Source organism: Metapseudomonas boanensis (genome assembly GCF_042232855.1).
Taxonomy (GTDB): Bacteria; Pseudomonadota; Gammaproteobacteria; order Pseudomonadales; family Pseudomonadaceae; genus Metapseudomonas; species Metapseudomonas boanensis.
Genome location: NZ_CP113889.1, coordinates 1690987 through 1710737 on the forward strand (window position 1 = coordinate 1690987; position 19751 = coordinate 1710737).

Here is a 19751-nt window from a genome sequence, read left to right on the forward strand (position 1 = left end):
ATTCGGGTTCGGCACCGTTACGGTCACTGGCACCTGCCCTTCCCTTACGCCCCTATTCAAACCTCAGCGCCACCACCGGATGCAGCCGTGCTGCCCGCCGTGCCGGAGCCAGGCCGGCCGCCATGCCTACCAACGCCGACAACAACAACGCCAGCAGCACCAGCGGTGGACTGAGACTGAGCGGCAGCCCCGGCACCAGCCAATGCAGCAGCACCAGCAGGCCCCCGGCAAGCAACACGCCCAGCACCCCGCCCAGTAGCGACAGCAGCGTCGCCTCCGCCAGGAACAGCCCCAGCACCTGCCGAGGCGCAGCGCCCAAGGCTCGCAACAGGCCAATCTCGGCGGTCCGCTCGCCCACGGTGGTCGTCATGATGGTGAGGATGCCCACCGCCCCCACCAGCAGCGAAATACCACCCAGGGCGGAGATTCCCAGGCTCAGCGTGGCGAGGATCCGGTTCAGGCTGCCCAGCAGGTCGCTTTGCGAGGTCAGCCGGAAGTCCTCGCGGCCGTGGCGGGCAATCAACAGCTGACGCACCTGCTCGCTGAAGCGCTCTGCCTGGATGCCGCTATCGAACAACACATGGGCCTTGACCAAGCCATTGCGATTGAACAGGCGCTCCGCCCGGTCGACCGGAATATAGGCAATGTCATCGAGGTCGAAGCCGAGCAGGTTGCCCTTCTGTTCGATCACCCCGATCACCCGAAAACGCATACCGCCGACACGCACTCGCTGCCCCACCGGATTACGCGTACCAAACAGCTCCTGGCTCAAGCGATGGCCCAGGACCACATAAGGCGGCGTGCTACCAGATTGTGACTGGGGCAAAAACTGCCCCAGCGCCACCCGCGTCCTCCAGGCCTGCGCCAATTGGTGGCCGGTGCCCAGAATGTCGACCCGGCGCTTGCGCTGCCCGGCCTGGATATCGCCGTTGCCCTGGATGATAGGCACCACCGCTTCCACATGGGGCAAACGCCGCAGGGCCTCGGCGTCGGCCAGGGTCAGCGGCCGGGCGCTAGCCAGCAGGCCACCGATGCCGCCGGTCTGCACGGCACCCGGACGCACCGTCACCACTCGCGTGCCGAACTGGGCGAAGCTGTCCAGCACGCGACCGCGCAGCCCTTCGCCCATGGCGGTGAGCAGAGTGACGGCGGCGATGCCGATGGCGACCCCGAGCAGGGTCAACAGGCTGCGCAGCGGCTGACTGGTCATCGAGGAGCCGCACAGTCCCAGCCCATCACGCCAGCGCATCAACGACTGCCTTGCGGCCGCAAGGCGCGCACTGGCGCCTGCGCCGCCGCGTGGCTGGCCGGCAACCAGGCGAACAACACTGCCACAGTGACCGCCAATGCTGGCGCGCCGAGCCGCGCCCACCACGGCGAGATCAACGGCAGGTCGCTGGTCAGCCGCCCGATCCACAGCAGGCCTTCACCCAGCAGCAGACCCAGGCCGGAACCGAGCAAGGCCAGCAGCACAGCCTCACCCAGAAACAACAGACGCACCTGCCCGGCGCGCGCTCCGATGGCCTTGAGCAGGCCGATCTCGGCCGTGCGCTGCAACACGGCAATCCAGGTGACATTCATGATCAGGATGCCGGCGACCAGCAGACTCACCGCCGCCACCCCAGCCAGGGCCAGGGTCACGGCGCCGAGGATGCCGTCGAAGGCCGCCAGCATGGAGTCCTGGCTGATCACGGTGACGTCCTCCTCGCCCTGGTGACGGTCCGTAAGGGTCGCCAGGATCTGCCGGCGGGCGCTCTCCTGATAGCTGGGGCCGCGCGTTTCGACGAAGACCCGGAACAACCCTTCGCGGTCGAACAGCGATTCGGCACTGGCCACCGGGATGATCACGGCTTCGGCGAAGTCCATGCCAAGGGACTCGCCACGGTCGTCGAGGATACCCACCACGCGGAAGCGCCGGTCACCCGCGCGCAGCCACTGGCCCAACGCAGGAGATTTGCCGAAGAGTTCAGTACGCAGGCGACTGCCAATTACACAGACATTCTCTTCCCGATTGGCTCTGCGCTCCGGCAATGGCTGGCCCTGGGCCAGCTGCAGTTGGCGGATGGCGAAGAAGTCGCGGGTCGTGCCGAGGGTCAGGGCCTCGCGGTTGCGGTTGTTGCGGCTGATTTCCAGCAACCCGGCATGCAACGGCGCCACCCGGCGCACCGCCGGGAGCCGGCCGAGGGCGGCAGCATCGGCGCGGGTCAGCTCCCGCGGTGCCATGCCGGTGATCGGCGGCACGCCGCCGGTGGTTTCATTGCGACCGGGCAGGACGATCAGGATGTCCCGGCCCAGCAGGGAGAACTCGCCGAGGATATAGGTCCTGGCACCCTCCCCCAGCCCGCCGAGCAGCGTGACCGCAAAGACGCCGATGGCGACCGCCAGCAGAAGCATGGCGCTGCGCCGGGCATGGCCACGCAAGGCTCCCAGCCACAGGTGCCAGGTGTCGCCAGCGCCCATCAAGCCGCGCCCGGCCGACTGTCGCTGAGGATGCGTCCGTCACGCAACTGCACCTGCCGCGTGGCGCGCTCAGCGTAGTGGCTGTCGTGAGTCACCAGGATCAGCGTCAGGCCATCTCGGTTCAGTTCCTCCAGCAGCGCCACCACTTCGGCGCCAGACTGGCTGTCGAGGTTGCCGGTCGGCTCGTCGGCCAGCAGCAAGCGCGGCTGCATCACCATTGCCCTGGCGATGGCCACCCGCTGACGCTGGCCACCGGAAAGCTCGGCCGGATGGTGATTCAGGCGATCACTCAGCCCCAGGCGCTCTGCCAGGTCTCGGCTGCGCTTGTGCCGCTCGGCCAGCGGTACGTTGGCCAGCAGCATGGGCAGTTCGATATTCTCGAGCGCCGTCAGCCGCGGGATCAGGTGGAAGGACTGGAACACGAAGCCGATCTCGCGCCCGCGCAAAGCCGCCCGGTGGACTTCGTCGAGGCTCGCGGTGGGGGCCTCGTCGAACCAGAATTCGCCGCTGTCCGGGGCATCCAGCAAGCCGAGGATATTCAGCAGGGTCGACTTGCCCGAACCGGATGCGCCGGTCACCGCCACGTATTCGCCATCCGCCACAGCCAGGTCGAGGGCATCGAGCCCCAGGATCCGTTGATCGCCCAGTTGGAAGCAGCGACTGACCTGATGCAGGCGGATCACGGCGCCACCTTCTCGCCTGGTTCCGGCTGTGGGCTGACCACCGCGCCATCTTCGACGCCATCGTCCTGCAGGCTGGCGATGATCCGGTCTCCAGCGGCCAGGCCACCCTTCACTTCGCTCCAGCGCCAGTTGGTCAGACCGATCTCCACCTTCTGCTCACGCAGGTGGCCATTGCCAGGGTCATAGCGCAGCACCCTGCCGCCCTCGAGCAGACTCTCTGTAGGCACCCGCAGCACCTGCGGGCGTTGCGCCAGGAGTATCTCCACATCAGCGCTATAGCCGGTGAGCAACGGGAGATCCGGTGGTACCTGTTCGAAACGCACCTCGACATCGACAGTACGCGCCTGCTTTTCCAGCTCGCGCACGAAGGGGGCGATGCGGCTTATCCGGCCTTCGAAAGTGCGTTCGCGGAACGCATCCAGGGTTATGCGCACGGGCATGCCCGGCCGCACCCGGGCTGCATCCACTTCATCTATAGGTGCTTCGACGAACAGGCATTGGTCATCGATCAGGTCCACCGCAGGCGGCGTCGGAATACCCGGAGGCGAAGGCGTGACCACCTCCCCCAGTTCGCCATTGATCTCGGCGACGATGCCGGCGAAAGGTGCGCGCAGAGTGGCTTGGTCCAGCTGTGCCAAATGCAACGCCAGACTGGCTTCGGCCTCACGAATCTTCGCCTCGCTGCCCGTGCACAGCAGTTGCGACAGGCTCGAGCGGGTCTCGCTCTGGTCAAGCACATCCTGGGAGGCCAGCTTGCGTTCGGCCAGATGGCGCAGGCGTTGCAAGTCACGCTGGTCCTGGGTGGCCTGACGGCAGCTCTGGTCGCGCAGGTTGTATCGGGCATCCAGACGCGCGCGGGCCTCGTCGACCCGCGCCTGCAGGTCGTCCTGGCGCAACCGCATCAAGACATCTCCTGCCTCGACCCGCTGGCCGGCATGGATCAGCAGCTCGCTGACCTGGCCACCCTGCTTGAACGACAAGTGCGAGCGCCGGCAGGCCTTGACCGTGCCTGCGCGGGTATTGGCCACCAGCGTTTCCACAGGGCCGTCGGCGACCTCGACAAGCTGCACAGGAATCGGCTTCGATCGGGCCCAGAAACCAAGCAGCACCATCAAAACCGCCACAATAGGAATAATTATCAATACCTTGCGCATGCCGGCGTGCTCCCGATGCGAGCAGGTAAGCTGAGTCTAGGCCAGCCGTCGTAGCCACTTTTTGCGGCAAAAGTGCGCCAACGGTGCCTGCGAACGACCAGCTCCGAAGAATTTTCCCGATGATTCAATGGTGCGGAGCCAGGTCCTGTAGCTGAATGTGCTGCGGGCGGTATCGGGGGCAGAGAACTTCAGGCGATTATCCGTTCTGAATACCCGACAAAAGGACTCGGGAAATGATCATCAAGGGCCGCTCCTGCTTGGAAACGGCAATCAAATCAATAGGAAACTGGTACCAACGTACGCCTCGGCCACGAACAACGGAGTACCGGCACGGGGCATGGCAAGGAGATGCCGGACGTTTTTGCGCTTGGAAAAGCCGCATCGGCGCGGTCCAATAGGTTTCATGAATCCGAGAAGGAGCAACACGATGTCCAGTCCCCAGGTTGAACGCACCGAACTCGACGAATTGACCTGCTGGCGCGTTCGCACCGCAGAAGCAGAACTGCTGATCGCCCAGCAGGGCGCTCAGGTTCTGAGCTACCAGCGCGATGGCGAACAACCGCTGATCTGGCTCAGCGAACAGGCGGCCTATCGGCAAGGCCAGGCCGTGCGCGGCGGCGTGCCAGTCTGCTGGCCCTGGTTTGGCGATCTGCGACGCAATCCGCCGGAGGTCCAGGGGATGCATCAGGGCGGCCCCATTTGCCCGGCCCACGGCTTGGTACGTGAGAGCGACTGGGAGCTGTTGAACATCGACAGCGACGGCCCGGCGGTTCACCTGGCGTTCGTCCTCGACACCCGCGCCCAGCCTCTGCCCGGCTGGCCGCACGCGGCTGAGCTGAGACTCGACATCCGCCTCGATGAGCGCCTGCAGCTGAACCTGGCCACCGCTAACCATGGCGATGCGCCCCTGGCCCTCAGCCAGGCGCTGCACAGCTACTTCGCTGTCAGCGATATCCGCCAGGCGCAGGTCGAAGGTCTGGACGGCTGCCGCTATATCGAGACTCTCGAAGACTGGCAACTGCGCAAACAAAACGGAAACATCGCCTTCAGCGGCGAAACCGACCGCATCTACCTGGGTACGCCCGACCGCATGAGCATCCTCGATCCGGGCTGGGGCCGACGCATCGACCTGGAGGTCAGTGGCTCGAAATCGGCCGTGGTGTGGAACCCCTGGATCGACAAGGCCAAACGCCTCAGCCAATTCGCCGATGACGCCTGGCAGCGCATGCTGTGCATCGAAACCGCGCGGGTGATGGACGACTTCCTCGTCTTGAAGCCGGGCGAGAACCACAGCATGAGCCTCTCCATCGCCAGCCACTCACTGTAAGTGGGCCCAGCTACGGCCCTGTGCATAACTTCGGGCATCCCTCCTCCACCCCCTCTCCCAACGGGAGAGGGGCCAAGAAGAGCACCTCGGCTTCAGAGGTCCCCTTCCTCCACCAGTCGCACCACGCCAGCGTCCATGGCGTAGGCCGCGTCCGCGAGGTCGTTGCTGACCTGTTCGACCTTCAGCGGCCCCTCGATCCAGATCGGCGCATAGATGTCATCCAGGGCTATGCCCTTCGGGTAGCGCACCAGCACGATCTGGTTGGGCGGCGGCGGCGGCACGTGGATGCAGGCGCCGGCATAAGGCACCAGGAAGAACAGCGTGCTGTGCCCCTTGGCATCCGTCTCCAGCGGCACGGGATAGCCACCCAGGCGAATCTGCTTGCCATCGAGGGCCGCCACCGTCTTGGCCGAATACATCACCGCGGGCAGATTCTTGTCCCGCTGCTTGAGGCCGCCTTGCTGGTCGAAGGTGCCGTCGGCCTCGGGAGTGTCATGGCTGATCTCCGGCATCTCCTCCAGAGCCTTGCGGTCCTCGGGAGGCATCAGCTCCAGCCAGTCGGTTTCCGGGGTTTCGGCACGGGCGAGGGTGCAGCACAACAGCAGGACAAAACAGGCAAGACGGCGCATGGAAAGGGCTCGCGGGCAACGGCAGAAAAACAGGGGCTAAGACTAACGCCCGTACTCGGCAGTTCCCAGCCCTGCCCGCGAGCGGTCAGCTCTTCCTGATGAAGGACAGCACCACCAGCAGGATCACCGCACCGATCACGGCACCGATGAAGCCGGCCGTCTGCCCGACCTGATAGATGCCCAGCGCCTGCCCGCCGTAGGTAGCTGCCAATGAGCCGCCAATGCCGACCAGGATGGTCATGATCCAGCCCATGCTGTCATCGCCGGGTTTGATGAAGCGTGCAATCAGGCCGACGATCAGGCCGATGAGGATGGTTCCGATGATGCCCATGGCATGCCCTCCGTTGGGTTGGGTATGCCTGAGCCTAGTAGTCGGAAGCGAGCGCCGCCATCGGCCGCCCGATCACGGGCGGCCGAGGTTGGATCAGGCCTTGGCGATCAGCGACTCGACCTGGGCGATCTGGCGATCGAGGGTGGCGCGATCGGCGCAGCGCAGTGTGGCGTGGCCCACTTTGCGACCGGCCTTGAAGGCCTTGCCGTAGTGGTGCAGGTGGCAGTCGTCGACGGCGATCACTTTATCCACAGGCGGAACTTCGCCGATGAAGTTCAGCATCGCGCTCTCGCCCACCTTGGCGGTCGAGCCCAGCGGCAGGCCGGCAACGGCGCGCAGATGGTTCTCGAACTGGCTGCATTCGGACCCTTCGATGGTCCAGTGACCGGAGTTGTGCACGCGCGGGGCAATCTCGTTGGCCTTCAGGCCGCCATCCACCTCGAAGAATTCGAAGGCGATAACGCCCACGTAGTCCAGCTCCTGCAGGACGCGGCTGACGTAATCCTCGGCCAGGGCCTGCAGTGGATGCTCGGTGCTGGCCACGGAGAGGCGCAGAATGCCGTTTTCGTGAGTGTTGTGCACCAGCGGGTAAAAGCGCGTTTCACCGTCGCGGCCACGCACCGCCACCAGCGAAACCTCGCCGGTGAAGGGCACGAAACCTTCGAGAATGCAGGGTACGCTGCCCAGTTCGGCGAAGGCACCGACCACGTCTTCAGGCTGGCGCAGGACCTTCTGGCCCTTGCCGTCGTAGCCCAGGGTGCGGGTCTTCAGCACAGCCGGCAAGCCGATGCTGGTGGCTGCCGCATCGAGGTCGGCCTGGGACTGGACGTCGGCGAAAGCCGGCGTGGGGATGCCGAGGTTCTTGAACATCGACTTTTCGAACCAGCGGTCACGGGCGATGCGCAGCGACTCGGCGCAGGGATAGACCGGCACGAATTGCGAAAGGAATGCCACCGTCTCAGCCGGCACGCTCTCGAACTCGAAGGTCACCAGGTCCACCTCGTCCGCCAGCTGCCGCAAGTGGTCCTGATCACTGTAATCGGCACGGATGTGCTCGCCGAGAGCAGCGGCACAGGCGTCCGGAGCCGGATCGAGGAAAGCGAAGTTCATGCCCAGGGGAGTCCCCGCCAAGGCCAACATGCGGCCCAGCTGGCCGCCACCGATAACGCCGATTTTCATGGGTCAGGCCTCACGCGGGTCCGGGTTGTCCAGCACCATGTCGGTCTGTTCGCGACGGAAATCCTTCAGTGCCAAGTGGTATTTCGGGTACTTGCCGCCGAGGATGCTCGCTGCCAGCAGCGCGGCGTTGATCGCGCCGGCCTTGCCGATGGCCAAGGTGGCGACCGGGACGCCGGCGGGCATCTGCACGATCGACAGCAACGAGTCGACGCCCGACAGCATGGACGACTGCACCGGCACACCGAGCACCGGCAGGTGGGTCTTGGCCGCGCACATGCCCGGCAGGTGGGCTGCACCGCCGGCACCGGCGATGATCACTTCGATGCCACGGCCTTCAGCCTCTTCGGCGTACTGGAACAGCAGGTCCGGGGTGCGGTGGGCGGAAACCACCTTCACTTCATGAGGAATGCCCAGCTTGTCCAGCATATCGGCGGTGTGGCTGAGGGTGCTCCAATCGGACTTGGAGCCCATGATCACGCCTACCAGTGCGCTCATCGTCGTGCCTCTTCGTAAGTACGAAAACCAACAAGCCACGCAATGGCGTGGCTTGTAGCAAGGTAGGCCGGGCTGCGCGGGTGCGCGACCGGCCGAAGGCCGCGCAGTATAACGCAAAGCCGCGCCAGGCGTGCATCTGCCGTGACCACTCGTCCAGGCTCTGGCCGCGGGCGGCGCCTGAGCCGCAAAACCTTGCGCTGGCGCAAGATACGTCAGGGGCAGGCCGGCACAATCCAACCTCCAACCATGGGGGTTCATGTCATGCCCAAGACCATGAAAGCCGCGGTGGTCCACGCCTTCGGCGAACCGCTGCGCATCGAGGAAGTGAAGGTCCCCCTGCCCGGCCCCGGGCAGATTCTGGTGAAGATCGAAGCCTCGGGCGTCTGCCATACCGACCTGCACGCCGCTGAAGGCGACTGGCCGGTGAAACCCAGCCTGCCCTTCATTCCCGGCCACGAGGGCGTTGGCTATGTCGCCGCCGTGGGCGCAGGCGTGAGCCGCGTCAAAGCGGGCGACCGCGTCGGCGTGCCCTGGCTGTACACCGCCTGCGGCTGCTGCGAGCACTGCCTGACCGGCTGGGAAACCCTCTGCGAGGGCCAGCAGAACACCGGCTACTCGGTCAACGGCGGCTATGCCGAGTACGTGCTGGCCGATCCAAACTACGTAGGATTGTTACCGAAAAACGTCGAATTCGCTGAGATTGCGCCGATTCTCTGCGCCGGCGTCACCGTCTACAAGGGCCTGAAAGTGACGGGCGCACGGCCTGGTCAGTGGGTTGCGATTTCCGGCATCGGCGGCCTCGGCCACGTGGCGGTGCAATACGCCCGCGCGATGGGTCTGCACGTCGCTGCGATCGACATAGACGATGCCAAACTGGAGTTGGCGCGTAAACTCGGCGCCAGCCTTATCGTGAACGCCCGCAATGAGAATCCGGCCGAGGTTATCCAGCGCGACATCGGCGGTGCCCACGGGGTGCTCGTCACCGCCGTCTCCAACAGCGCATTCGGCCAGGCCATCGGCATGGCTCGGCGCGGCGGCACCGTGGCCCTGAACGGCCTGCCACCGGGGGATTTCCCGACGCCGATCTTCGATGTGGTGCTCAAGGCGATCAGCATCACCGGCTCCATCGTCGGCACCCGCGCCGACCTGCAGGAAGCCCTGGACTTCGCCGAGGAAGGCCTGGTGAAAGCCACCATCCACCGCGACAAGCTGGACAACATCAACCTGATCTTCGAGCAGATGCGCGCCGGGCAGATCAAGGGCCGCATCGTGCTGGAAATGTAAGCCCCTGAGGCTGGCCTCCCAAGGGCGGGTGACAGATTTCGGTCATCCGCCCTTTCCATGCCTGAAACACAATGGCGACCGCACTCCGCGCGACTGATCCCGTGCCGCCGCCACCGCTGCTCCCCACTGATTCCCCCCGACGCGCCAGCGACAAGGCGGCGACGCCCAATCGATACCGACTCAGATCCTCGTCAATTCCTACAGAGAATTAGGGCGTCACTTACACGTCCAACACAGATGGTCATCCAATCACCACGAGCCCCAGCCCATAAAATAGCCGGCCGATAATTCAAAGCCTGAATAGCCAACCACCGGCACTCGGGACGTAGAACGTCCTCAGCGCTCGATTCCACAAGACCACAAGTGTGACCAGTTCATGAATATCACCTCGAAGACACTACCGGCAGTGGCCTTGTTCTTGTCATATCTGACCTCAAATGTTGCCCAGGCCAATCTGCCACCGAGATGCGGCAACGAACCAGTCCAGGTACCCCTGGAACTCCGGTTTGATGGACCTACCGACATCAAGGTGACCAATGACACGACCAATGGCACGGTCCTTTACGAAGAGACGATCACGGCAGGCCAGGTCGACTTTCGCTGCGACTTGATCGGACACTCCATTGGAGTGAATGACAAGCCATCATCCCCCTCACACCCAGTGCAGGGTGGGGACACTCGATTCCCGCTGCTCGGTAACAGCGCCATCTCCTGGGAAATCGTTGCGCCCGGCAATTTTTCGGTCAGCGGACCGCTGTCGCGCCCTTACGGCCAGGTGAACCTGCCCGCGAACCAGCAATACCGATTGGGCCCCGGCAAATTCACACTGCGACTGGTCAAGACCGGCTCGATCACCAACGGCATGAAAATTCCCGCCGCCCAGATTGGGCTCATCAATGGCGGATCGGGCTATGGCAACACCCTCGGAATTCTTGCAAATATCTATATCAGCCGTGAAAGCGACCCTGCTCAACTTGCCACCTGCAAGACTGCGCCCATCATTCCCGTCGAAATGGGTGGTCACCAACCATCAAGCTTCTTGAATACTGCGGGTCTGTCACGCCCAACCCACTTCAGCATCAAGCTGACCGAGTGCGATGCCGGGATCGCCAACATCAAGTACAAACTTCGGGCCAATACCACTGTTCTCGACAAGAACGCCGGACTGGTATCGCTCAACGCTGCGTCAACGGCTAAAGGCGTTGGCCTGAAGCTGATGGACCAACAGGGCAATGCCATCGTCCTGGATCAGGACTACAACGTTGAGGGTTACACACTCGACGACAAGACCGGCGAGGTCCCGCTGAGTGCCGCCTATGCGCGCCTCACCGCCTACACGCCGGAGCCGGGCACCGCGAACGCCGAAGTGACCTTCATCATGACCTACGAGTAGGTTCGAAGCATCGAGGTAGCGCCGCCCCCTCAGACCAAGTCGGGGCCCGCAATGGTTCGTCATCCAGTGTTTCATTCAGCCGCTGCCAAGGCGATTTCAATGGTTGGCCGAGGCCTCAGCGGTCGAGCCCGCGCCGGTTTCCAGTTTGCGCCAGAGCAAGCGCACCGCCGCCTTGCGCACCAGGGCGCAGCGGTACAGGCGGATTTCCAGCGGTACGTGCCACTGGCTCCCGCCGCACACCACCAGATCGCCCCGGGCGAGTTCGGCCTGGGCGCTGAAGTGCGGTACCCAAGCCACACCCAAACCCTGCAGGGCCATGCTCTTCAGGCTGTCGGCCATCGCCGTTTCGTAGATGGTGGTGGCACGCAAAGCGCGCTGGCGTAGCAGCAGGTTCACCGAACGACCGAGAAACGCGCCGGCGCTGTAGGCCAGCAGGGGCACGCTCTGCCCGCTGTCGAGGTCGAACAAAGGCTTGCCCTCCCCATCGACGGCACATACCGGCAGCATCTCAGTGCGCCCCAGGCTCATCGACGGGAAGATTTCCGGGTCCATCTGCAAGGCGGCATCCGGATCGTAGAACGCCAGGATCAGGTCACAGCCGCCCTCGCGCAGCGAGTGCACCGCCTCACCGACGTTGGTAGCGATCAGCCGGCTGGCAATGTTCAGGCCGTCGGCCCGCAGGCGTGCGATCCACTGCGGGAAAAAGCCCAGGGCCAGGGAGTGGGCGGCGGCGAACTGCAGCACCTCACCCTGCTGGCCTTCCAGGTGGTGCAGGTGACGCACCACCTCGCCCAATTGCTCGACCATGCTGCGCGCCGTCACCAGGAACAGTTGGCCGGACTCGGTGAGTTCCACCGGCGTACGTGCGCGGTTGACCAGGGTCAGCCCCAGCGCCGACTCCAGGCTGCGAATACGCCGACTGAAGGCCGGCTGGGTGACGAAACGCCGCTCGGCGGCCTGAGAGAAGCTGCGGGTACTGGCCAGGGCGACGAAATCTTCCAGCCATTTAGTTTCCAGGTTCATGGTGAATTCCGGGGTGCTCTGTTTTGGTGCACACGTTTGCGGGGCAATCCGCGTCACACGGACATTATGCCGATTTTGCATACCCCAGCGAATAACAGCATTGGCCGCCAAACGGCTACAGGCCTAGATTATTGGGCATCGCGGCGCTAGCCGTGCTCCTTCAGAGATGAATTGCATCATGTCCGCTGCTGCATCCTTCCGCATCGAAAAAGACCTTCTCGGCACCCTTGAAGTACCTGCCGAGGCCTACTACGGCATCCAGACCCTGCGCGCAGTCAACAACTTCCGCCTGTCCGGCGTACCGCTGTCGCACTACCCGAAACTGGTCATCGCCCTGGCCATGGTCAAGCAGGCCGCCGCCGATGCCAACAAGCAGCTCGGCCACCTCAGCACCGAGAAGCACGCCGCTATCAGCGAAGCCTGCGCACGCCTGATCCGTGGCGACTTCCACGACCAGTTCGTGGTGGACATGATCCAGGGTGGCGCCGGCACCTCGACCAACATGAACGCCAACGAGGTGATCGCCAACATCGCCCTGGAGGCCATGGGCAAGCAGAAGGGTGAGTACAAGTATCTGCACCCGAACAACGACGTGAACATGGCGCAGTCGACCAACGACGCCTATCCGACTGCCATCCGCCTGGGCCTGCTCCTCGGCCACGACGCTCTGCTGGCCAGCCTCGACAGCCTGATCCAGTCCTTCGCTGCCAAGGGTGAAGAGTTCGCCCACGTGCTGAAGATGGGCCGTACCCAGCTGCAGGACGCCGTGCCCATGACCCTGGGCCAGGAATTCCGCGCCTTCGCCACCACCCTGGGTGAAGACCTCGACCGCCTCAAGCGTCTGGCACCCGAGCTGCTGACCGAAGTGAACCTGGGCGGTACCGCCATCGGCACCGGCATCAACGCCGACCCCGGCTATCAGCACCTGGCCGTCCAGCGCCTTGCCGCCATCAGCGGCCAGCCGGTGGTTCCGGCAGCCGACCTGATCGAAGCCACCTCCGACATGGGCGCCTTCGTATTGTTCTCCGGCATGCTAAAGCGTACCGCGGTGAAGCTGTCGAAGATCTGCAACGACCTGCGCCTGCTCTCCAGCGGCCCGCGTACCGGCATCAACGAGATCAACCTGCCGCCGCGCCAGCCGGGCAGCTCGATCATGCCGGGCAAGGTCAACCCGGTGATCCCGGAAGCGGTCAACCAGGTGGCCTTTGAAGTCATCGGCAACGACCTGGCCCTGACCCTGGCAGCCGAAGGCGGTCAGCTGCAACTGAACGTGATGGAGCCGCTGATCGCCTACAAGATCTTCGACTCGATCCGCCTGCTGCAGCGCGCCATGGACATGCTGCGCGAACACTGCATTAACGGTATTACCGCCAACGAAGCCCATTGCCGCCACCTGATGGAAAACTCCATTGGCCTGATCACCGCGCTGAACCCGTACATCGGTTACGAGAACGCCACCCGCATTGCCAAAGACGCGCTGGAAAGTGGCCGCGGCGTGCTGGAACTGGTGCGTGAGGAGAAGCTGCTGGACGAATCCATGCTGGCCGACATCCTGCGCCCGGAAAACATGATCGCCCCGCGCCTCGTGCCGCTGAAGGCCTGATCAGCCAACGAACTCACCAGGAGGGGCCTCGCCCCTTCATCCTTCGAGGATGGCCACCGGCCATCCTTTTTTTTGCCTGTGGAAAACCTAGCCGTAGGAGCGAGCTCTGCTCGCGAATGAGCCCGGCCAGAAAGCTTCGCGGGCCAGCTCGCTCCTACAAGCGCCAGGCCGTCCTGAGGGTGCGAATCGCCTCAGCGATCTGCGCCTCCGGTACGGCGGCGAAGCCCAGCACCAGTCCGGCACGGTTATCCACAGGGACTTCCGACTCTTCCAGCCAGTAATCACTGAGGCCGTTCAGCTCCACACCAACCTTCTGCGCAGCCGCAATCAGTTCGCGCTCACGGGCCAAGCTGTCGACGCGCACGCACAGGTGCAGCCCCGCCTCAACCGGCGGCATTGGGGCACAACCGGGAATCGCCACGGGCCAGTCCCGCAACAGCGCGTCGCGGCGGGCGCGGGCGGCCTTGCGCATGCGACGAATATGGCGCTGGAAGTGGCCGGCGGCGATGAACTCGGCCATCACCGCCTGGGTACCGATCTCGGAATGGCGCATATCCAGCGCCCGTCGCTGGGCGAAAGCCCCGGCAAGGCGCTTGGGCAGCACCAGGTAGCCAAGGCGCAGGGCGGGGAAGGCAATCTTGCAGAAGGTGCCGACATAGAGCACCCGCCCTAGGCGGTCGAGAGCGGCCAGGGGCGCCAGTGGCGTGCCGCTGTAGCGGTACTCGCCGTCGTAGTCGTCCTCGACTATCCAACCATCGCAACGCTCGGCCCACTCCAGCAACTCCAGGCGCCGCGCCAGGGACAGGGTGACGCCGGTGGGGTATTGGTGCGAGGGCGTTACATAGGCCAGCCGGCAAATGCCCAGCCGCGCCAGTTCGGCAGTGTCCAATCCATCGTCATCCACAGATACGCCGCAGAGCTGAGCGCCCGCCACGGCAAAGGCATGACCGGCGGCCCGGTAGCCGGGGTTTTCAACGGCCACGCGATCGCCGGGTTCGACCAGCAGCTGGGCACACAGGCTGATAGCCTGTTGCGCGCCGCAGGTGATCACCACCTGGGTCGGATCGCAGTCCAGCCCACGGGTGTTGCGCAGGTAGGCAGCAACCAGTTCGCGCAGCACCGGGTCGCCAGCCGGGTCGCCATAGCCCAGTCGGGCCGCAGAAGGTTTGCGCCAGAAGCGCGCCTGCAACCGCGCCCAGGTGTCGAAGGGAAACAGGTCGAAGGCTGGCACGCCTACACGGAAGGCACGGGGCGGGCCCGCCACGGGTGCGGGCAGATGGTGCCGTTGCAGACGCTGCAACGCCGTGCCCGGCGCAGGGCCGCTGGCTTCCGGCGCGGGCGGGCGTTGGCCACCGGCGAGTTCGGCGACATAGGTGCCATCACCCACGCGGCCGTCGATGTACCCCTCAGCGTAGAGCTGGTCGAAGGCACGGGTCACCGTATTCCGCGACACGCCGAGCAGCGTCGCCAGGTCACGGCTTGCGGGCAAGCGTGAGCGGCTGCGAAGACGACCGTCGAGGATACGTTCGCGCAATGCCTGATAGAGCTGGCGGGCAAGGCGCTGGTTCGGATCGAGCCGGATACCTGACAGGTCAATGGGAAGCGGTGGCGTGACCGGCATGGTGCGACCTCAAATTGGCACTCTCGATCTGACAGAAATTGGATCTTACAACAGACCAATATCCTGCCTAGCATGGACCCATGTCGCCAGGAGATCCGCCATGTACCTGCCTGCTGCCTTCCGCCAGGACGATCTGACCCAACTGCACGCGCAAATCCGCCAGGCGCCGCTGGCCATCCTCACCAGCGTGGGTAGCCAAGGCTTGCAAGCCAGTCACCTGCCGCTGCTGCTGGAGGCCGGAGAAGGCGAATTCGGCACCCTCTACGGCCACTTCGCCCGAGCCAATCCGCATTGGCGCGACCTGTCCTCGGGGGCTGAAGCGCTGGTGGTGTTCCCCGGTCCGGACGCCTACGTCAGCCCATCCTGGTATCCGGCCAAGGCCGAGCACGGCAAGGTGGTTCCAACCTGGAACTACATCAGCGTGCATGCCTGGGGCCAAGCCGAGATCTTCGACGAGCCGGAGCGCCTGCTGCAGCTGGTCAGCCGCCTCAGCGCCCATCATGAAGCCGACCGGCCGCAGCCCTGGTCCGTGGAGGATGCGCCACGCGATTACCTGGACAGCATGCTCCGCGCCATCGTCGGCTTCGCCCTGCCGATCCGTCGCCTGGAAGGCAAATGGAAGCTCAGCCAGAACCGCTCCGCCGCCGACCAGGCCGGCGTGCGCGAAGGCCTCGGCGCCTCGGCCAAGGTCCGCGACCACGAACTGGCGGCGCGCATGGCTGAAGCCAACGACTGAACCCACCAGAAGGAACGACCATGTCCTCCACGCCGCTCGAAATCCGCCCCGTCAGTGCAGCCAACCACGCCGCCTGGCTGCCGCTTTGGCAGGGCTACCAGCAGTTCTACAAGACCGCCATCGCGGAGGAAACCAGCGCCGTGACCTGGCAGCGCTTCCTCGACCCAGCAGAGCCGATGCACGCCGCGCTAGCCTGGCGAGAAGGTCGCGCCGTGGGTCTGGTGCATTGGATCTTCCATCGTTCCTGCTGGACAGTCGGCGACTACTGTTACCTGCAGGATTTGTATGTAGCCGAAGGCCTGCGCGGTGAAGGCGTTGGCCGTCAGTTGATCGAGCACGTCTATGCCCAGGCTCGCGCGGCGGGTGCTTCGCGAGTGCATTGGCTGACTCATGAGACCAACACCGACGCCATGCAGGTCTATGACCGCATCGCCGATCGCTCGGGCTTTATCCAGTACCGCAAACTGCTTTGAACAGGAGTGACGCCATGAACTTGCAAGCCCTGCCCAACTGGCAGCCCCGCCCTTGCCCGGTGCGCGAACCACTGGAGGGCCGCTTCGTGCGCCTGGAGCCTCTCGACCCTGCCAAACATGGCGACGATCTGTGGCTGGCGCTGCAAGGCCCTGACCCGGCCCTCTGGGACTATCTGGGCTACGGTCCCTTCGCCAACCGCGAACCCTTCGATGCCTGGCTGGCCAGCAATGCAGCCAGCGCCGACCCGCTGTTCTTCACCGTGATCGACCGCGCCAGCGGTCGTGCGCTGGGCGTGCTGAGCTACCTGCGCATCGCGCCGAAGGATGGCTGCATTGAGATCGGACACATCGCCTTTGGCAAGGCCATGCAACGAACGCCAGGCTCTACCGAGGCGGTCTGGCTGCTGGCCCGGCACGCTTTCGACGACCTCGGCTATCGACGACTGGAGTGGAAGTGCAATGCCGAGAATGCTCGTTCCATACGCGCCGCCGAACGCCTGGGCTTTACCCACGAGGGCCTGTTTCGCCAGCACATGGTGATCAAGGGGCACAACCGCGACACGGCCTGGTTCGCCATCATCGATGGGGAATGGCCGGCGCGGCGCGAGGCCTTCGAGCGCTGGCTGGCTGTGGATAACTTCGATGGGGAGGGCAACCAGAAGCGGCGGCTGGAGGAGCTGCGGGGCTGAGCCCTTCCGGGACCGCTGCACGGTCCTTGGCGAAGGATCCGATTGTACGGAGCCAAGCCCAACAGCGAGCCTTCCCCGTAGGAGCGAGCTTGCTCGCGAAAAGACACCCTGCCTACCCATTCGCGAGCAAGCTCGCTCCTACATCGTTCCCGCCGCCTGCTTACTCGATCTCGAACAGACCGTTCTTCAGCGGCGCGACATTCAGGCGCTGGCGCACGTCGTCGTCGATGCGCGGGTCGTCGGGGCGGTAGAGCTTTACCTGACGGTAGGCGGCGACGCGGTTGATCTCCGGACCGAGGAACTCCCAAACCACGCGGGTGCAGGCCGGGTTGCGCCGGTCACCGCTGGAGACGCCGGTCTTCAAGCCGTTGAGGCGGGTGATGCGGCTCTTGTAGCTGGGAATGAGGATGGTCTGGCTCATCTCATTGAGCGTGAGCGACTCGTAGTCCACCAGGAACAGCCGGTCCTGCAACTGGAAGGCCGCGCCCCGGTAGCAGCAGCGCACCCAATCCGCGGCCTCCACGTTGGTGCTGCTGGATCGCTCTTGCCGCTCCTGGCGCTCGAAGAGGAAGTTGCCGTCGTCTTCCCACAGGCGCACCAGCGACAGCAGGACGGTGCCGGGCACCGACATGCAGTTGGAGTATTCGAAGTAGAAGCCGCAGTAGCGCGACAGGTCGCCGGATTGTTCGCGCAGCGGGGCGAGCAGCTCCAGCAGCGGGTCGCTCCGGCTGGAAGAATCCTGGCCCGGAGCGCGCGTTCCCAGCAGGCGGGCGAACGGCTCCGGCGGCAGCGCCAATTCGTAGTCCTCGACGCCGAAGAAATCACAGATGCGCTTGAGGTTGTAGGTGGTCGGCCGGCTTTGCCCGTTCAGGTACTTGTTGAATTGGGCACGGTTGATTCCGAGTTTGCGACAGACTTCCGCGATCGAGCGGTAATGGCTGCAAAGAAGCTTGAGATTGTTGCCGAGATACTCCGCCATACCACCGTCCTGCCTGATGCGAATGGCGCGATTATAGCGTCAACTCGCGCCAACTCGGTGCAACCCGCGAAATTGTTCTCAGCCCGCATATGCACAACCATTCGCCTCCCTTCCAGCGATTCGCGCCATCGCGCCTGGCTTGTCTCGCTGCCGGTCCCAACAACAATTCAAACTGGATCAGGTGAATCGTCATGCTCGATATCCTCAACGATTTCCTCTGGGGCAAGCTGCTGATCGTCGTCCTCGTCGGTCTCGGCCTGTTCTTCTCCATCAGCTCGCGCTTCGTACAGTTCCGCTACTTCAGCGACATGTTCCGCATCTTCGGCCAGGCACTGCAGCGCAAGGAAGGCCAGCTGAGCGGCTTTCAGGCACTGATGCTGTCGGTTGCCGGCCGCGTCGGCGCGGGCAACATCGCGGGCGTCGCCGTCGCCATCATGCTCGGCGGCCCCGGCGCGGTGTTCTGGATGTGGGTGGTGGCGCTGCTCGGTATGGCGACCAGCTACTTCGAATGCTCCCTGGCCCAACTCTACAAACGTCGTGAAGCCGACGGCACCTACCGAGGCGGCCCGGCTTTCTACATCCTCCACGGTCTGGGCCTGCGCTGGCTGGCGGTGGTGTTCTCGATTCTGCTGCTGGTGACCTTCGGCTTCGGCTTCAACGCCGTGCAGTCTTTCACCGTCGCGACCTCCTTGCACGACACCTTCGGCCTGCCGACCTGGATCAGTGGGGTCGCCCTGGTGGGCGTGATCGGCCTGATCGTGTTCGGCGGCATCAAGCGCATCGCCAGCATGGCCGACGTGCTGGTGCCGATCATGGCAGGCAGCTACATCGCCATGGCCCTGTTCGTGCTGGGCAGCAACATCAGCGAAGTGCCGGCGACCCTGGCGCTGATCGTCAAGAGTGCCTTCGGCCTGGAACCGGCCTTCGCCGGCGGCATCGGCGCAGCGATCCTGATGGGCGTCAAGCGCGGCCTGTTCTCCAACGAAGCGGGCCTGGGTAGTGCGCCCAACGTTGCCGCGGTTGCCGAGGTCAAGCACCCGGCAGCCCAGGGCATCGTTCAGTCCCTCAGCGTATTCATCGACACCCTGCTGGTCTGCACCAGCACCGCACTGATCATCCTGCTCTCCGGCGTCTACCAGCCGGGCAGTGAAATGGCAGGCGTGGTCCTGACCCAGACTGCACTGGCGGCCGAGGTCGGCGAGTGGGGTCGTGTGTTCGTGAGCATGGCACTCCTGCTCTTCGTCTTCACCACCCTGGTCTACAACTACTACCTCGGTGAAAACGCGCTGAGCTTCTTCAGCACCAAGCGCCCGCTGCTGATCGTCTACCGCGTCCTGGTCATGGCTCTGGTGCTGTGGGGCTCGATGCAGGACCTTTCCACCGTGTTCGGTTTCGCCGACGTCACCATGGGCCTGCTGGCGCTGGTCAACCTGGTGGCCCTGACGCTGCTGTTCAAGGTGGGCAAGCGCCTGATGCACGACTATGACGCACAGGTGAAGGCCGGTATCGAGTCCCCGGTATTCGACGCCGCCAAATTCGCTGATCTCGACCTTGACCGCGCTGCCTGGCCGACCAACCCGGCTGCACCGACCCCGGTAGCCGAACCCGTCGCCGGCCTGGCGCAAAGCCACCGCTAAGCGCGCGATCCTGCAATACTTAGGTGCCGCTCCCCGCTTGGCGCGGGGAGCGGCA

19 protein-coding genes are annotated in these 19751 nt (G+C 64.5%); 8 read left to right on the top strand and 11 right to left on the bottom strand.

Features of this window, described 5'->3' with window-relative positions; genetic code table 11:
* Positions 1-52: 52 nt before the first annotated feature.
* The 4 genes from OXH74_RS07745 to OXH74_RS07760 are packed head-to-tail and all read right to left on the bottom strand — an operon-like array spanning position 53 to position 4297.
* Complete coding sequence (locus OXH74_RS07745) at positions 53-1249, bottom strand: ABC transporter permease (RefSeq protein ID WP_375740720.1); 1197 nt, start codon at positions 1247-1249, stop codon at positions 53-55.
* On the bottom strand, positions 1249-2460 hold the full coding sequence (locus tag OXH74_RS07750; protein WP_375740721.1) for an ABC transporter permease: 1212 nt from the start codon (positions 2458-2460) through the stop codon (positions 1249-1251). The genes OXH74_RS07745 and OXH74_RS07750 overlap by 1 nt, the downstream gene beginning before the upstream one ends.
* Positions 2460-3143 (bottom strand): ABC transporter ATP-binding protein, encoded by a 684-nt coding sequence (locus OXH74_RS07755; RefSeq protein WP_375740722.1) that lies wholly within the window; start codon positions 3141-3143, stop codon positions 2460-2462. The genes OXH74_RS07750 and OXH74_RS07755 overlap by 1 nt, the downstream gene beginning before the upstream one ends.
* Positions 3140-4297 carry an efflux RND transporter periplasmic adaptor subunit gene (locus OXH74_RS07760; RefSeq protein ID WP_375740723.1) on the bottom strand — a complete coding sequence of 386 codons (1158 nt, stop codon included), beginning with the start codon at positions 4295-4297 and terminating at the stop codon, positions 3140-3142. Before OXH74_RS07760 ends, OXH74_RS07755 begins: the two co-directional genes overlap by 4 nt.
* Before the next feature lie 427 nt (positions 4298-4724).
* Between OXH74_RS07760 and OXH74_RS07765 the strand changes: the two genes are divergently transcribed.
* The gene (locus OXH74_RS07765; protein ID WP_375740724.1) at positions 4725-5624 is read left to right on the top strand and encodes a D-hexose-6-phosphate mutarotase; all 900 of its coding nucleotides are present in this window, start codon (positions 4725-4727) and stop codon (positions 5622-5624) included.
* 92 nt (positions 5625-5716) lie between these two features.
* Here the strand turns inward: OXH74_RS07765 and OXH74_RS07770 are convergent, their stop codons facing one another.
* From OXH74_RS07770 to purE, 4 genes are all read right to left on the bottom strand, one after another.
* A complete protein-coding gene (locus OXH74_RS07770; protein WP_375740725.1) occupies positions 5717-6253 on the bottom strand; it encodes a DUF3299 domain-containing protein in 537 nt (178 codons plus the stop codon).
* Between the two features lie 85 nt (positions 6254-6338).
* Entirely contained in the window at positions 6339-6584 is a 246-nt protein-coding gene (locus OXH74_RS07775) for a GlsB/YeaQ/YmgE family stress response membrane protein (protein ID WP_375740726.1), read from the bottom strand.
* A gap of 93 nt (positions 6585-6677) precedes the next feature.
* Positions 6678-7763 (bottom strand): 5-(carboxyamino)imidazole ribonucleotide synthase, encoded by a 1086-nt coding sequence (locus OXH74_RS07780; RefSeq protein ID WP_375740727.1) that lies wholly within the window; start codon positions 7761-7763, stop codon positions 6678-6680.
* Positions 7764-7766: 3 nt separating this feature from the next.
* Positions 7767-8258, bottom strand: a complete 492-nt coding sequence (purE, locus tag OXH74_RS07785) for a 5-(carboxyamino)imidazole ribonucleotide mutase (RefSeq protein ID WP_375740728.1) — start codon at positions 8256-8258, stop codon at positions 7767-7769.
* A gap of 261 nt (positions 8259-8519) precedes the next feature.
* Between purE and adhP the strand changes: the two genes are divergently transcribed.
* Both adhP and OXH74_RS07795 read left to right on the top strand, forming a co-directional pair.
* Positions 8520-9542, top strand: coding sequence for an alcohol dehydrogenase AdhP (gene adhP / locus OXH74_RS07790; protein WP_375740729.1), 1023 nt, complete (start codon positions 8520-8522; stop codon positions 9540-9542).
* Positions 9543-9918: 376 nt separating this feature from the next.
* Positions 9919-10935 carry a fimbrial protein gene (locus OXH74_RS07795; protein WP_375740730.1) on the top strand — a complete coding sequence of 339 codons (1017 nt, stop codon included), beginning with the start codon at positions 9919-9921 and terminating at the stop codon, positions 10933-10935.
* Positions 10936-11031: 96 nt separating this feature from the next.
* On the opposite strand, the gene OXH74_RS07800 is transcribed toward OXH74_RS07795, so the two are convergent.
* Positions 11032-11958: a LysR substrate-binding domain-containing protein gene (locus OXH74_RS07800; protein ID WP_375740731.1), complete on the bottom strand. Its 927-nt coding sequence runs from the start codon at positions 11956-11958 to the stop codon at positions 11032-11034.
* A gap of 178 nt (positions 11959-12136) precedes the next feature.
* Here OXH74_RS07800 and aspA point away from each other — a divergent pair, with 178 nt between their 5' ends.
* Positions 12137-13561, top strand: coding sequence for an aspartate ammonia-lyase (aspA, locus tag OXH74_RS07805; protein WP_375740732.1), 1425 nt, complete (start codon positions 12137-12139; stop codon positions 13559-13561).
* Between the two features lie 154 nt (positions 13562-13715).
* Here aspA and OXH74_RS07810 read toward each other — a convergent pair whose 3' ends face one another.
* Positions 13716-15182 carry a PLP-dependent aminotransferase family protein gene (locus OXH74_RS07810; RefSeq protein WP_375740733.1) on the bottom strand — a complete coding sequence of 489 codons (1467 nt, stop codon included), beginning with the start codon at positions 15180-15182 and terminating at the stop codon, positions 13716-13718.
* 100 nt (positions 15183-15282) lie between these two features.
* On the opposite strand from OXH74_RS07810, the gene OXH74_RS07815 reads away from it, so the two are divergent.
* The 3 genes from OXH74_RS07815 to OXH74_RS07825 are packed head-to-tail and all read left to right on the top strand — an operon-like array spanning position 15283 to position 17080.
* Positions 15283-15918 carry an FMN-binding negative transcriptional regulator gene (locus OXH74_RS07815; protein ID WP_375740734.1) on the top strand — a complete coding sequence of 212 codons (636 nt, stop codon included), beginning with the start codon at positions 15283-15285 and terminating at the stop codon, positions 15916-15918.
* 20 nt (positions 15919-15938) lie between these two features.
* Complete coding sequence (locus OXH74_RS07820; protein WP_375740735.1) at positions 15939-16391, top strand: GNAT family N-acetyltransferase; 453 nt, start codon at positions 15939-15941, stop codon at positions 16389-16391.
* A 14-nt stretch (positions 16392-16405) separates the two neighbouring features.
* Positions 16406-17080: a GNAT family N-acetyltransferase gene (locus tag OXH74_RS07825; protein WP_375740736.1), complete on the top strand. Its 675-nt coding sequence runs from the start codon at positions 16406-16408 to the stop codon at positions 17078-17080.
* A gap of 160 nt (positions 17081-17240) precedes the next feature.
* Here OXH74_RS07825 and OXH74_RS07830 read toward each other — a convergent pair whose 3' ends face one another.
* On the bottom strand, positions 17241-18059 hold the full coding sequence (locus tag OXH74_RS07830) for a helix-turn-helix transcriptional regulator (RefSeq protein WP_215375523.1): 819 nt from the start codon (positions 18057-18059) through the stop codon (positions 17241-17243).
* Between the two features lie 191 nt (positions 18060-18250).
* Here OXH74_RS07830 and OXH74_RS07835 point away from each other — a divergent pair, with 191 nt between their 5' ends.
* Positions 18251-19696, top strand: coding sequence for an alanine/glycine:cation symporter family protein (locus OXH74_RS07835; protein WP_375740737.1), 1446 nt, complete (start codon positions 18251-18253; stop codon positions 19694-19696).
* The last annotated feature ends 55 nt before the right edge of the window (positions 19697-19751 follow it).

Coding starts and splice junctions, on each gene's coding strand:
- OXH74_RS07800 (WP_375740731.1), bottom strand. CDS start 11,958: ATGAACCTGGAAACTAAATGGCTGGAAGATTTCGTCGCCCTGGCCAGT.
- purE (WP_375740728.1), bottom strand. CDS start 8,258: ATGAGCGCACTGGTAGGCGTGATCATGGGCTCCAAGTCCGATTGGAGC.
- OXH74_RS07820 (WP_375740735.1), top strand. CDS start 15,939: ATGTCCTCCACGCCGCTCGAAATCCGCCCCGTCAGTGCAGCCAACCAC.
- OXH74_RS07750 (WP_375740721.1), bottom strand. CDS start 2,460: ATGGGCGCTGGCGACACCTGGCACCTGTGGCTGGGAGCCTTGCGTGGC.
- OXH74_RS07765 (WP_375740724.1), top strand. CDS start 4,725: ATGTCCAGTCCCCAGGTTGAACGCACCGAACTCGACGAATTGACCTGC.
- OXH74_RS07835 (WP_375740737.1), top strand. CDS start 18,251: ATGCTCGATATCCTCAACGATTTCCTCTGGGGCAAGCTGCTGATCGTC.
- adhP (WP_375740729.1), top strand. CDS start 8,520: ATGCCCAAGACCATGAAAGCCGCGGTGGTCCACGCCTTCGGCGAACCG.
- OXH74_RS07770 (WP_375740725.1), bottom strand. CDS start 6,253: ATGCGCCGTCTTGCCTGTTTTGTCCTGCTGTTGTGCTGCACCCTCGCC.
- aspA (WP_375740732.1), top strand. CDS start 12,137: ATGTCCGCTGCTGCATCCTTCCGCATCGAAAAAGACCTTCTCGGCACC.
- OXH74_RS07775 (WP_375740726.1), bottom strand. CDS start 6,584: ATGGGCATCATCGGAACCATCCTCATCGGCCTGATCGTCGGCCTGATT.
- OXH74_RS07830 (WP_215375523.1), bottom strand. CDS start 18,059: ATGGCGGAGTATCTCGGCAACAATCTCAAGCTTCTTTGCAGCCATTAC.
- OXH74_RS07825 (WP_375740736.1), top strand. CDS start 16,406: ATGAACTTGCAAGCCCTGCCCAACTGGCAGCCCCGCCCTTGCCCGGTG.
- OXH74_RS07815 (WP_375740734.1), top strand. CDS start 15,283: ATGTACCTGCCTGCTGCCTTCCGCCAGGACGATCTGACCCAACTGCAC.
- OXH74_RS07795 (WP_375740730.1), top strand. CDS start 9,919: ATGAATATCACCTCGAAGACACTACCGGCAGTGGCCTTGTTCTTGTCA.
- OXH74_RS07760 (WP_375740723.1), bottom strand. CDS start 4,297: ATGCGCAAGGTATTGATAATTATTCCTATTGTGGCGGTTTTGATGGTG.
- OXH74_RS07780 (WP_375740727.1), bottom strand. CDS start 7,763: ATGAAAATCGGCGTTATCGGTGGCGGCCAGCTGGGCCGCATGTTGGCC.
- OXH74_RS07810 (WP_375740733.1), bottom strand. CDS start 15,182: ATGCCGGTCACGCCACCGCTTCCCATTGACCTGTCAGGTATCCGGCTC.
- OXH74_RS07745 (WP_375740720.1), bottom strand. CDS start 1,249: ATGCGCTGGCGTGATGGGCTGGGACTGTGCGGCTCCTCGATGACCAGT.